The sequence below is a fragment of the Hafnia paralvei genome, assembly GCF_020150375.1.
Taxonomy (GTDB): domain Bacteria; phylum Pseudomonadota; class Gammaproteobacteria; order Enterobacterales; family Enterobacteriaceae; genus Hafnia; species Hafnia paralvei.
Genome location: NZ_CP083737.1, coordinates 4,584,262 through 4,597,273 on the forward strand (window position 1 = coordinate 4,584,262; position 13,012 = coordinate 4,597,273).

The 13,012-nt window shown below is 48.6% G+C and carries 8 protein-coding genes; 7 read left to right on the forward strand and 1 reads right to left on the reverse strand.

Going from position 1 to position 13,012, the window contains the following annotated elements:
• Positions 1-109: 109 nt before the first annotated feature.
• The 7 genes from glgB to K9N75_RS21165 all read left to right on the forward strand — a co-directional run bounded on the left by glgB (position 110) and on the right by K9N75_RS21165 (position 11,351).
• Complete coding sequence (glgB, locus tag K9N75_RS21135; RefSeq protein WP_064572451.1) at positions 110-2,329, forward strand: 1,4-alpha-glucan branching protein GlgB; 2,220 nt, start codon at positions 110-112, stop codon at positions 2,327-2,329.
• Positions 2,313-4,292 (forward strand): glycogen debranching protein GlgX, encoded by a 1,980-nt coding sequence (glgX, locus tag K9N75_RS21140; protein WP_224452076.1) that lies wholly within the window; start codon positions 2,313-2,315, stop codon positions 4,290-4,292. The genes glgB and glgX overlap by 17 nt, the downstream gene beginning before the upstream one ends.
• Before the next feature lie 65 nt (positions 4,293-4,357).
• Complete coding sequence (glgC, locus tag K9N75_RS21145; RefSeq protein WP_224452077.1) at positions 4,358-5,641, forward strand: glucose-1-phosphate adenylyltransferase; 1,284 nt, start codon at positions 4,358-4,360, stop codon at positions 5,639-5,641.
• Positions 5,642-5,687: 46 nt separating this feature from the next.
• Positions 5,688-7,118: a glycogen synthase GlgA gene (gene glgA / locus K9N75_RS21150; RefSeq protein ID WP_008815647.1), complete on the forward strand. Its 1,431-nt coding sequence runs from the start codon at positions 5,688-5,690 to the stop codon at positions 7,116-7,118.
• Between the two features lie 94 nt (positions 7,119-7,212).
• On the forward strand, positions 7,213-9,660 hold the full coding sequence (glgP, locus tag K9N75_RS21155) for a glycogen phosphorylase (protein WP_039186085.1): 2,448 nt from the start codon (positions 7,213-7,215) through the stop codon (positions 9,658-9,660).
• A 244-nt stretch (positions 9,661-9,904) separates the two neighbouring features.
• Positions 9,905-10,747 carry a helix-turn-helix domain-containing protein gene (locus K9N75_RS21160; protein WP_224452078.1) on the forward strand — a complete coding sequence of 281 codons (843 nt, stop codon included), beginning with the start codon at positions 9,905-9,907 and terminating at the stop codon, positions 10,745-10,747.
• 316 nt (positions 10,748-11,063) lie between these two features.
• A complete protein-coding gene (locus tag K9N75_RS21165; RefSeq protein ID WP_008815650.1) occupies positions 11,064-11,351 on the forward strand; it encodes a PapB/FocB family fimbrial expression transcriptional regulator in 288 nt (95 codons plus the stop codon).
• Positions 11,352-11,432: 81 nt separating this feature from the next.
• Here the strand turns inward: K9N75_RS21165 and glpD are convergent, their stop codons facing one another.
• Positions 11,433-12,920: a glycerol-3-phosphate dehydrogenase gene (gene glpD / locus K9N75_RS21170; RefSeq protein WP_224452079.1), complete on the reverse strand. Its 1,488-nt coding sequence runs from the start codon at positions 12,918-12,920 to the stop codon at positions 11,433-11,435.
• Positions 12,921-13,012 lie beyond the last annotated feature (92 nt).

Consider the following 13,012-nt stretch of genomic DNA (forward strand, 5'->3'; position numbering starts at 1 on the left):
CAACGCTCCACAAAAAACATTCTAAATGGCGAGCATGATGTTATTAGCAACTATTCGAAAACGAATAATTGAAAAATAGACTCATGCTGTGAATTAAAGGAAGAATGCCATGTCCGTACTTCCCAGCAGTCAAATGATGCATCAACTGCTCTCAGGCCAGTGTGCTGACCCTTTTTCTATTTTGGGCATGCACAACACATCCAAAGGCCTCGTGGTGAGGGCTTTATTGCCAGATGCAACATCTGTACAGGTACTCGATCGTAAAACGATGCGCAAAGTCGCTGAGCTTGAGCGAATTGACGAACGCGGCTTTTTCAGCGGCCTCCTACCGAGACGCAAAGCGCCTTTTGATTATCTACTCCGTGTCGAATGGAACGATCACCAGCAGATCATCGAAGATCCCTACCGCTTTGGGCCGTTACTCGGTGAAATAGATAATTGGCTACTCACCGAAGGTAAACACCTACGCCCCTATGAGCGTTTAGGTGCACACCCCACCCATCTGGCGGACATCAGCGGCGTAAGCTTTGCCGTTTGGGCGCCAAACGCACACAGGGTTTCCGTTGTAGGCGAATTTAACTTTTGGGATGGCCGCCGTCATCCAATGCGGATACGCCAAGAGAGCGGAATTTGGGAACTTTTTATTCCCGGTGTCCATGCGGGTCAGCTGTATAAATTCGAACTTATTGATGCCAACGGCAAAACGGTTTTAAAAGCCGATCCCTATGCTTTTGAAGCCCAAATGCGACCGGATACTGCGTCCTTGATCACTCAGTTGCCACCCAAAGTCCCCACGGATGAGAAACGTAGTGCAGCTAACCAACTTAATGCCCCAATCTCTATCTATGAGGTGCATTTAGGCTCATGGCGACGCCATAGTGACAACAATTTCTGGCTCAGCTACCGCGAAATGGCGGAACAACTGGTGCCTTATGTCAAAGAGATGGGATTCACCCACCTTGAACTGCTACCGATCAACGAGCATCCCTTCGATGGCTCTTGGGGCTACCAACCACTAGGGATGTATGCTCCAACGCGCCGTTTCGGCACGCCGGAAGATTTTCGTTACTTCATGGATAAGGCGCACGAAGCTGGCATCAACGTACTGCTTGATTGGGTTCCAGGACATTTCCCTAGTGATATCTGGGGATTAGCAGAATTCGATGGTACTGACCTATATGAATATTCAGATCCGCGCGAAGGCTATCATCAAGATTGGAACACGCTGATTTATAACTATTCACGCTACGAAGTACGTAACTTTTTGGCTGGTAATGCGCTGTATTGGATGGAACGCTACGGCATTGATGGCCTACGTGTGGATGCCGTCGCCTCAATGATCCACCGCGATTACAGCCGCAAAGAGGGCGAATGGATCCCCAACTGTTTTGGCGGAAACCACAATCTGGAAGCCATCGATTTTCTACGCTATACCAATAAAACCATCGGTGAGCAGCGTCCCGGCGCAGTCACGATGGCAGAGGAATCGACGGATTTTCCAGGCGTAACTTTGCCACCAGACGCCAATGGGCTGGGTTTTCATTACAAGTGGAATATGGGATGGATGCACGACACGCTGGATTACATGAAGCTCGATCCGGTGCATCGCAAATACCATCATAATTTAATGACATTCGGCCTGCTGTACGCATGGAGCGAAAATTTTGTGCTGGCGCTATCGCACGATGAGGTGGTGCACGGCAAGCGTTCCATGATCGACAAAATGCCCGGTGATGCATGGCAAAAATTTGCCAATCTGCGTGCCTACTACGGCTTTATGTGGGCTCATCCAGGCAAAAAGCTGCTGTTTATGGGCTGCGAATTTGCACAGGGGCGCGAATGGAATTTCGAGACCAGCCTCGACTGGCATTTGCTAGAGGGCGAAGACAACTGGCACAGCGGCGTACAGCGTTTGGTGCGCGATTTAAACCATTGCTATCGCGACTATCCTGCACTGCATCGCTGGGATTGTGATTCGCGCGGCTTTAGCTGGCGCGTGGTCGATGACCACGAAAACTCCGTTTTCGCCTTTGTACGCCGCGATGAAGTCGGCAACGAGGTTCTGGTTGTGAGCAACTTTACGCCAGTTCCACGTAGCTATTACCGCATCGGCGTCGAGTATGCAGGTCACTATAGCGAAATCCTGAACACCGACTCTTTCTATTACCACGGCAGCAATAGTGGGAATCAGGGGGGGATCGATAGCCAGCCAGTCGGCAGTCATGGCTGCGAGCACTCCATTGAGCTCACTGTTCCACCACTAGCAACGCTTTATCTACAGCTAACCCCTCCATTGCAAGAGGAGCTGATTGATGCTGAAACCCGGTAAACCGGGCCCGTTGGGTGCCCACATCACGCCAGAAGGCATCAATTTCGCCCTTTTTTCGTCACATGCGACGCGAGTTGAGCTGTGCATTTTTGATAAAAGCGGGCATCAGGAATCTTATGAACTCCCCGCCCGCAGCGGTGACGTTTGGCATGGGCTTTTAACGGGGGCTAAAGCGGGATTGGAATATGGATACCGCGTACATGGTGATTGGCGGCCAGAGAAAGGCCAACGGTTTAATCCAGCCAAATTGCTGATCGACCCCTACGCTCGAGTTTTAACCGGCACGCTTCCGCTCGATGAACGTCTCAGCGGGGGGCTAAACGAACCTGACTGGCGCGACAACCGTGACGTGGTTCCCCATTGCATCGTGAGTGAAGAAGCCTACGACTGGGGAAACGATCGACCGCCAAATGTGCTGTGGGGCGATACTATCATCTACGAAGCTCATGTCCGTGGGCTCACTCAGCAGCATCCAGATATTCCCGAAGAGTTACGAGGCAGCTATGCCGCGCTGTCTCATCCGGTGATGACTGAATACTTCAAACGGTTAGGTATCACCGCACTCGAATTGCTACCGGTACAGCTACATGCAGATGAACCACGCCTGCAAAAAATCGGTCTGACTAACTATTGGGGCTACAACGTCCTTGCCCCTTTTGCCATTGAGCCCAGTTTTCATTCTGGCAGTGCCAAAACAACGCCGCTTAGCGAATTTCGCGATGCGGTAAAAGCGTTACATGCCGCGGGCATTGAGGTAATCCTCGACATCGTGTTTAACCACACCGCCGAGCTAGATGAAACGGGCCCGATGGTGTCGTTACGCGGCATCGACAATCGCAGCTATTACTGGCGTAACCAACAGGGCGCCTTGGAAAACTGGACGGGGTGCGGCAATGCGCTGCGCTTAACTCAGCCTCACAGCGTGCAATGGGTGATGGATTGCCTACGCTATTGGGTTGAGGAGTGCCACGTCGATGGTTTCCGCTTTGACCTCGGTACCGTGCTCGGTCGAAACCCCAATTTTCATCGCCATGCGCCTCTGTTTATCACCATCGCTCAAGATCCTGTGCTCGCGCGAGTAAAGTTTATCGCCGAACCGTGGGATATCGGCCCCAATGGCTACCAATTAGGCCATTTTCCGCTCACATTCTCCGAATGGAACGATCGCTTCCGCGACGAAATCCGCCAATTCTGGCTATGGGGAAACATCAGCGCTGGCGTCTTTGCTGAACGCTTCGCAGCTTCCAGCCCGTTGTTTCGACATCATGGTCGGGCTCCTTCCTCCAGCATCAACCAAATCACCGCTCACGATGGTTTCACCCTGCACGATTTAGTCAGCTTTAACGACAAGCATAATCTGGCTAACGGAGAAGAAAATCGTGACGGCACCAACAGCAATTACAGCAATAACCACGGCGTTGAAGGATTAGACGCAAATGAGGATATTCAGCGCCACAGAAACCGCAGCCAGCGGGCTCTGCTCGCCACGCTACTTCTGTCACAAGGCGCGCCAATGCTGCTCGCCGGTGATGAAATGGGTCATAGCCAGCAGGGCAATAACAATGCCTATTGCCAAGACAATGAAATTGCCTGGCTGGATTGGTCTTGCGCGGACGTCGCTTTAACTGAATACACCGCTTCACTTATCCAGCTACGAAAACGTATTCCTGCCCTGTGTGCAAATCGTTGGTGGGATGAAAACGACGGTAGTGTCCGTTGGCTGAATGCCAATGCAAAGCCGCTAACAACCGAAGAATGGCAGTCCCAGTCACCAACACTACTACAAATTCAGCTGTCTGGAGACTGGCTCGTGATCGTCAATCCTGCGCAGCACGACGTAGAGATCGGCCTGCCAGCAGGTCATTGGCAGGTGTCTGCGCCGTTCAAAATGCTCACAGCAGGCAGCAATTCAGCACAGGCGATCATGCCCGCGCATAGCGTTTGTGTACTGACACGTTCATAGCCCTACATCGCCCAGTCCAAGATGAAAATAAGCGGACTGCGCGCATAAAAACAAGGAGTCAGGAAATGGTTAAGTCAGAAAATCAGAACCAATTGATGTTGGCGCGTCAATTACCTCCGAAGTCTGTTGCCCTGATTCTGGCAGGTGGCCGCGGCTCCCGCTTGAAAGATCTCACCAAGACGCGCGCTAAACCCGCGGTTCACTTTGGCGGTAAGTTTCGCATTGTAGATTTCGCACTATCAAACTGTATCAATTCCGGCATTCGTCGTATCGGTGTCATCACTCAGTACCACTCACACACGTTGGTGCAACATATCCAGCGCGGTTGGTCGTTTCTCAATGAATCGATGAATGAGTTTGTCGATCTGCTGCCTGCCCAACAACGTGATGCGTCCGAACATTGGTACAAAGGTACCGCTGATGCGGTATATCAGAATTTAGATATTATTCGCCGCTATCATGCCGAATTTGTCGTGATTCTAGCGGGTGACCATATCTACAAAATGGACTACTCGCGCATGCTGATTGACCACGTGGAAAGTGGAGCAGAATGCACCGTGGCCTGTATTCCGGTTCCTCGGCATGAAGCGAGTGAGTTTGGCGTGATGGAGGTCGGCGACGATAACAAGATCCTACAATTTTTAGAAAAACCGCAAAATCCACCCGCCATGCCAGGCAGCGAAGATATGTCTTTAGCCAGCATGGGGATTTATGTTTTCAACGCCGAATATCTTTATCAGTTGCTAGAAGAAGATATGAGCCTTGCAGACTCCTTCCACGATTTCGGTAAAGACCTGATCCCCAAAATCACGGCTCAAGGCAAAGCGTGGGCGCATCCGTTCACACTCTCCTGTGTCACTAGCACTGACGACGATACCGTTCAACCTTATTGGCGTGATGTGGGCACGCTGGATGCCTATTGGCGTGCCAATCTTGACCTCGCCTCTGTCACACCCGAGCTCGACATGTACGATAAGCGTTGGCCAATTCGTACCTACATGGAATCGCTGCCTCCGGCTAAATTTGTGCAGGATCGCTCCGGTAGCCATGGCATGACCATGAACTCGTTAGTGTCTGGTGGCTGCATCATTTCTGGCTCAGTTGTCGTGCACTCTGTGTTATTCCCCCGCGTGCGTGTGAACTCGTTTTGCACAATTGATTCCTCCGTTTTGTTACCCGACGTCAATATCGGGCGCTCATGCCGTCTGCGTCGATGCATCATTGACCGAGCCTGCGTACTGCCGGAAGGGATGGTCATTGGAGAGAACGTTGAAGAAGACAGCAAACGCTTCTACCGCTCTGAAGGCGGCATAGTGCTAGTTACGCGCGAAATGTTGGCTCGTTTGTGACGAAGCATAGGGCCGATCTATCACTGGTTTCGATTGAGGAGTACCGATGTACGTATTGCACGTCTGTTCTGAATTATTTCCCCTGCTGAAAACAGGTGGATTAGCCGACGTTGTCGGTGCAATGCCTGCGGCGCAAATTGCTCAGGGAGCAAATGTGCGCGTTCTGCTTCCCGGATTTCCTGCTCTAAAAGAGGGAATCCCTGAGACTCACGAAGTCGCGACGCTGGATACCTTTGCTGGGCGCATAACGTTACGCTTTGGCCATTTTCAAGGCGTTGGTATTTATTTGATTGATGCACCGCACCTGTATGATCGTCCCGGCAGCCCTTATCACGATCAGGCGATGTATGCCTACTCGGACAACCATCGCCGTTTCGGATTATTGGGATGGGTTGCTGCCGAACTGGCTAGCGGATGTGATCATTACTGGCGTCCGCAGGTGGTACATGCCCACGATTGGCATGCGGGTCTTGCCTGTGCTTATCTCGCTGCCCGAGGTCGCCCAGCCCGTTCGGTATTTACCGTGCATAACCTCGCCTATCAAGGGCTCTTTTCTGCCCATCATATGGCTGAATTATATCTGCCACAGGATTTCTTTCAGATTTATGGGCTTGAATTTTATGGACAAATCTCGTTCCTCAAAGCAGGTTTGTTCTATGCCGATCATGTCACCACGGTCAGCCCGACTTACGCCAAAGAGATCACTCGCCCCGAATTTGCCTACGGAATGGAAGGGTTACTGCAACAGCTTCTACGAGAAGGCAGGCTGAGCGGAATTCTCAACGGCGTCGACGACGCTATCTGGAACCCTGCCACGGACGAGCTTATCGCCAATCCCTATCAGCGTGAGAACCTCAAAGACAAGGCCGTGAATAAGCAACATCTGCAAACCGCAATGGGGCTGGATGTCGATCCAGAGAAACCTATTTTTGCCGTTGTAAGCCGCTTAACCAGTCAGAAAGGTTTGGATTTAGTGCTCGAAGCATTGCCCACATTGTTGAAAGGAGGTGGGCAGCTGGCATTGCTGGGTGCCGGTGATGCACCTTTGCAAGAGGCTTTTCTCGCGGCAGCGGCAGCTTATCCTGGTCAAGTTGGCGTGCAAATCGGCTACCACGAAGCATTCTCACACCGAATTATCGCTGGAGCAGACGTCATTTTAGTGCCAAGTCGCTTTGAACCTTGTGGGCTCACCCAACTTTACGGGCTGAAATACGGCACGCTGCCGCTGGTGCGCCATACTGGAGGTTTAGCCGATACGGTTAATGATTGCTCACTGGAAAACCTCTCCGAAGGCAGCGCCAGTGGTTTTGTCTTTAATGAATGCGATGCTAAAGACCTATCGAACGCGCTGCGCCGCGCCTTTGTCCTTTGGACTCGCCCGACATTATGGCGATATGTACAACGGCAGGCGATGGCGCAGAACTTCAGTTGGGAGAAAGCCGCCGTAAGCTACCTTGACCTCTATAACCGACTTTAGTCTGAGACAGAATTTGTCGGCATCGATGGACTAATCACATTCGATCACCATCCATGCTGTAACCCATGTTTTTCATTACCGGGGTGTACTGATTATGACTTCACCGTTTAGCTATACTTCGCCCGTTGTCAGCGTCGAAGCGCTCAAACATTCGATTGCTTACAAGCTCATGTTTGTCGTCGGTAAAGACCCGTCAATTGCTACTCAGCATGACTGGCTAAACGCCACGTTATTTGCAGTACGCGATAGAATCGTCGAGCGTTGGCTGCGTTCAACCCGAGCTCAATTCTCACAGGATGTTCGTCAGGTTTACTATCTTTCAATGGAGTTTTTGCTAGGCCGCACGTTGTCTAACGCATTGATGGCGATCGGCGTATACGACGAAATTAAACAAGCTCTGGATGAAATGGGGCTGGACCTCGAGGAGCTGATCGATGAGGAGATCGACCCTGGGCTCGGCAACGGCGGTCTAGGCCGTTTAGCGGCCTGTTTTCTCGACTCAATGGCCACACTCGCCCTCCCAGCTCGCGGCTACGGCATTCGCTATGAATACGGTATGTTCAAACAAAATATCGTTAACGGGCAACAGGCAGAATCTCCCGATAACTGGCTAGAGTATGGAAATGCATGGGAGTTCGTGCGCCATAATACTCGCTACCGTGTTCGCTTCGGAGGACGAATTCAGCAAGAAGGCAACCGCACTCGCTGGCTCGAAACGGAAGAAGTTTTAGCCCTTGCCTTCGATCAAATCATTCCTGGTTTTGATACCGATGCGACAAATACCCTGCGCCTTTGGTCTGCACGCGCCAGTAATGAAATCAATTTGGGTAAATTTAATCAGGGCGACTACTTTGCCGCCGTGGAAGATAAAAATCATTCTGAAAACGTATCGCGGGTACTTTATCCTGATGACTCGACTTATTCAGGCCGAGAACTGCGCCTACGACAAGAGTATTTCCTCGTATCCGCGACGGTGCAGGATATCCTCCATCGTCATTGGCAAACACATCACACACTAGAAAATCTAGCTGAAAAGATCGCTATCCACCTGAACGATACCCATCCGGTGCTTTCTATCCCAGAACTCATGCGCCTGCTGATTGACGACCATAAATTTGAGTGGGAAGCAGCTTGGGTCATCGTCGTACAAGTATTCTCCTATACCAACCACACGCTAATGAGCGAAGCGTTAGAAACTTGGCCTGTCGATATGCTAGGCAAGATCCTGCCGCGCCACCTACAGCTGATTTTCCAGATTAACGACCACTTCTTAAAGGATGTAAAAGAGCAATACCCCGATGACGATGCGCTGCTTTCTCGTGTTTCAGTGATTGACGAAACGAACGGCCGCCGAGTACGCATGGCATGGTTAGCCGTGATCGCTAGCCATAAGGTGAACGGCGTTTCTGAGCTTCATTCAGAACTCATGGTACAGTCACTGTTTGCCGATTTTGCTCGCTTATTCCCAAACCGCTTCTGTAATAAAACCAACGGTGTGACACCGCGTAGATGGCTAGCGTTGGCCAATCAGCCATTATCTAAAGTATTGGATGAAAATATTGGGCAAAGATGGCGCACTGATTTAAGTCAGCTCAATGAGTTACTGCCACACATTGATTATCCGACGTTCATTCGCGATATTCAGCAAGCCAAACTGCATAACAAAAAGCAGCTTGCCCTTTACGTTGCACAAAAGCTGAACGTGGTGTTAGACCCGAATGCTCTTTTTGATGTCCAAATCAAAAGGATCCACGAATATAAACGCCAGTTACTCAACGTGTTACACGTCATCACTCACTACAATCGTATTTTACAAGAGCCGGAAAAAGACTGGACACCACGAGTGAAAATCTTTGCGGGTAAAGCGGCCTCCGCATACTACAACGCCAAACAGATTATTCATTTGATTAACGACGTGGCGAAAGTTATCAATAATGACGAGCGTATCAAAGGCAAGCTGAAAGTTATATTTATCCCTAACTACGGCGTAAGTTTGGCACAAATGATCATCCCTGCAGCGGATCTCTCCGAACAAATTTCAACGGCAGGCACGGAAGCATCAGGCACCAGCAATATGAAATTTGCGCTCAACGGAGCACTGACGATTGGTACGCTGGATGGTGCTAATGTAGAGATGTTGGATCACGTGGGTGAAGAAAATATCTTTATATTTGGCAACACCACAGAACAGGTTGAGGCTCTGCGGAATAATGGCTACAACCCGCGCCAAATCTACGAACAGGATCCTGAGCTAAATCAAGCACTCACTCAAATTGCTACGGGTGCTTTCAGTCCTGACGATTCACGCCGCTACGCAAGCCTGTTTGACTCATTGGTAAACTTCGGCGATCACTATCAACTATTAGCGGATTATCGAAGCTATATTGATACGCAAGATAAGGTTGATGAACTCTACAAGAATCGCGATGAATGGACTCGCCGCACAGTGATGAATATTGCCAATATGGGGTATTTCTCATCCGACCGAACGATTCAAGAATATGCCGATGAAATATGGAATATTAAGCCAGTGAAGCTGTAGGGGGATTAGCAGGGCTATGAGGGTTGTGCAGGCTCTTGCTGTGGGTCACACAATCAGAACACCTTCGTAGCCCTTCTCCATTCATCTCACGCTCACAGTGTGATACTCATCCGAGTGAGAAGGTGTACGGAATAGCACATCGCGAAGTGAAAATTTAAAAAAAAATTATAAAAATTTGCGCAAAATGGAACGTATATAACATCTGGAGGACTAAAATCATCATCGGTCGCTTCGGAGAGGATATATGGACAGCAAAACTTGCCGTAACATTCTTTATTGGGTTGAGCGCAATATCTATACTGGCGCATCGATAGCACAATTGGTTGACGTTATTGGCATAAGTCGTCGAACGCTAGAAGTTAAGTTTCGACAAAATTATGGTATTTCTTTGGGCGCATATATTTTTCGCCGCAAGATGACTCGAGCAGCCGTCACTTTAAAGTTTAGCCGGTTGCCAATTACAGAAATCGCTATAGGGCTTCATTATCATAGTGGGCAGAGTTTTTCTCGAGCATTCCAGCGTTTTTTTGGTAAAAGTCCGACGGCTTACCGAAATGACATAACGTGGAATACTCATATTTTGCAGTTTACTTTTTTGTACGCACTCCCTGATTTTCGAGCAGAGATAATTTTTTGGGATGAGCCTCGGTTTATTGCTGGCAATAAAATAAATTACAAAGCTCGTACCAACATAGACGATCGTAGCTTTATTGATAATATTAGAGGTTATGCTAACGAGCATCTAAACAATGATGCTGACAGTATTTGGGTCACCACCTCGATTAATGATATTAGTTGCATCACAACTAGTAGAGATGATTTAGTGTGTGTTGAGGCAACAGTAGGTATTACTGTTGAAAATGAAGAAGAATGCTCCATGACTATCCCTAAGGGGCAATATGCCATGTTTAGTTTTCATGGCTCTTGGGAGGATTATTATCTTTTCTCAAAGCTGATATTTATAAAGTCGCTTGCTGAGCACGATTTACAGTGGGCTAATAACACAAGCATCTTAAATATTCATTCATTATGCAATGAGAATCATAAAATTCATTGCGACATGTATATACCTATTTTAAAGATATAAGAGCTTGATGTGACTATTACTTTTTCCTTTGCACATTTATAACTGAGTGCCGTTTAGCAGATAAATATTAAAGTGGCATATTTACACTACATTAATTGAATAAATCACATTTTAAATAATAGAGAGCCATTAATATAGTTTTAATATCACCTTTAAGCTTAGTTTTTTATTTAAAAACCGAATTCGTAACGTAAACAAGTTATCAATTCAATATCAATTCGTTACATGATAATAACCCAGAAGCGGTGGATAAGGTAAGACTGCGCCAAATTATAAATTTAGGCGATGAAGTATCCTTAATAAATGGAGAATAGTGATGGAAAATAACCATGAGGAAAAGCATGTTAATAAAAGACATGCGAAGCTAGGAAAACTCATCCCAGGTCAGGTTGATATCAGACTTTTTCGCCTACTATCGATGGTTTGCGTCATGCATAGCCCAAGTATCAGACAATCACTCGAAGATGTATTAGTCCATGGCAAAAACCGTCGAGAGGCATGTGAATCTAACGGTGTTGCGCAGAGCTATTTTTCTGTTAAATATCGTCACATGCAAATGGTCAGCCATACCGTCGCTCAAATTTGCAACTTTACTGGAGAATAGAACATCCCCCCCCAATGGTACATGAGTGCAGTGACACGCTTTGGTGGTCACTGCACTCATAATCATAACCAACAGGCTATCCTAATTCACACGGTGTTCTCTTATCCACTCAGCCACACGCTGTTTCTGCCCTTCATCCAACCACATACCCAGCTTAGTGCGTCGCCAGATAGCATCATCAAGCTCGACAACCCACTCTTCTGCGATAAGGTAACGCAATTCTGCCTCATAAAGGTTGTGGCCAAAATGTTCGCCCAGATCCTCCAGCGATTGTGCCGTACCCAACAGTTGTTCAGTGCGAGTACCGTAGGTACGTGCATAGCGGCGCGCCAGAGCCTCTGGTAACCACATGAAACGGCGACGTAACTGCGCTGCATAGCTATCACGATCGGTACCTAAGTCGCCCCCCGGCAGTACCGCGTTTTTAGTCCATGCTGGACCGCAGTTTTCGTAATAACCAGACAGCTTCTCAAGCGCATGTTCAGCCAGCTTACGATAAGTTGTTAACTTACCGCCAAACACGGAGAGCAATGGCGCTTTGCCATCCTGATCGTGCACATCTAACGTGTAATCACGAGTAATCGCCTGTGGTGAATCAGACTCATCATCACACAACGGACGAACACCAGAATATGTCCAGACGATGTCTTCTTTGCCCAGCTGTTTCTTAAAGTGATCGTTGTAAACTTTTAGTAGGTAATTCACTTCGTTATCATCGATTTTCACATCATGCGGATCGCCATGATATTCCACGTCGGTCGTGCCAATGATTGAAAACTCATCCATCCAAGGAATAACAAAGACAATACGATGGTCTTCGTTTTGCAGAATGTAAGCCTGTGGCTGATTATGCACACGCGGCACAACAATATGGCTGCCTTTAATCAGACGAATACCATATGGAGACTTCAGTTCTAAACCGTCATCAAAGAAGTGTTTTACCCATGGGCCAGTCGCATTAACCAGACCTTTGGCACGCCACGTCAACGTTTCTCCGGTGTCTGCATTTTTGGCCTCAACCACCCACAGGCCGTTTTCACGATAGGCACGAGTAACCTGAGTTCGCGTGCGAACCTCACCACCACGCACCACAACTTCTTGCGCATTAAGCAACACTAAACGCGCATCATCCACCCAACAGTCTGAATATTCGAATCCGCGCGTTAAGCTGGATTTCAACACTGAGTCTGGGCCAAAACGCAGCCCTTTACTGCTTGGTAAGCTAGTACGCTTGCCCAAATGGTCGTACAGGAATAAACCAGTACGAATCATCCAAGCGGGACGCAAATGGGGCTGGTGCGGTAGGCGAAAACGCATTGGGAAAGCAATATGAGGTGCAAGTTTCAGCAAAACCTCACGCTCTGCCAGCGCTTCGCTGACCAAACGAAACTCGTAGTGTTCCAGATAGCGTAGACCGCCATGGATTAATTTGGAACTCGCCGATGATGTTGCGCAGGCCAGGTCTTTTGCTTCCAGCATCAGAACGGAAAGCCCGCGTCCTGCCGCATCCGCAGCGATACCGGCACCGTTAATGCCACCACCGATAACGATCAAGTCTTTGGTTTCCACTTTCCCCTCCGGATGCTCGAAACAGTTCTAATTCTGTCATTGATGATAGAAAAACAAGCAAATAATGTTCGTTTACGAGCATTATAATACTC

Coding starts and splice junctions, on each gene's coding strand:
- K9N75_RS21165 (WP_008815650.1), top strand. CDS start 11,064: ATGGAAAATAACCATGAGGAAAAGCATGTTAATAAAAGACATGCGAAG.
- glgA (WP_008815647.1), top strand. CDS start 5,688: ATGTACGTATTGCACGTCTGTTCTGAATTATTTCCCCTGCTGAAAACA.
- glgP (WP_039186085.1), top strand. CDS start 7,213: ATGACTTCACCGTTTAGCTATACTTCGCCCGTTGTCAGCGTCGAAGCG.
- glgC (WP_224452077.1), top strand. CDS start 4,358: ATGGTTAAGTCAGAAAATCAGAACCAATTGATGTTGGCGCGTCAATTA.
- glgB (WP_064572451.1), top strand. CDS start 110: ATGTCCGTACTTCCCAGCAGTCAAATGATGCATCAACTGCTCTCAGGC.
- glgX (WP_224452076.1), top strand. CDS start 2,313: ATGCTGAAACCCGGTAAACCGGGCCCGTTGGGTGCCCACATCACGCCA.
- K9N75_RS21160 (WP_224452078.1), top strand. CDS start 9,905: ATGGACAGCAAAACTTGCCGTAACATTCTTTATTGGGTTGAGCGCAAT.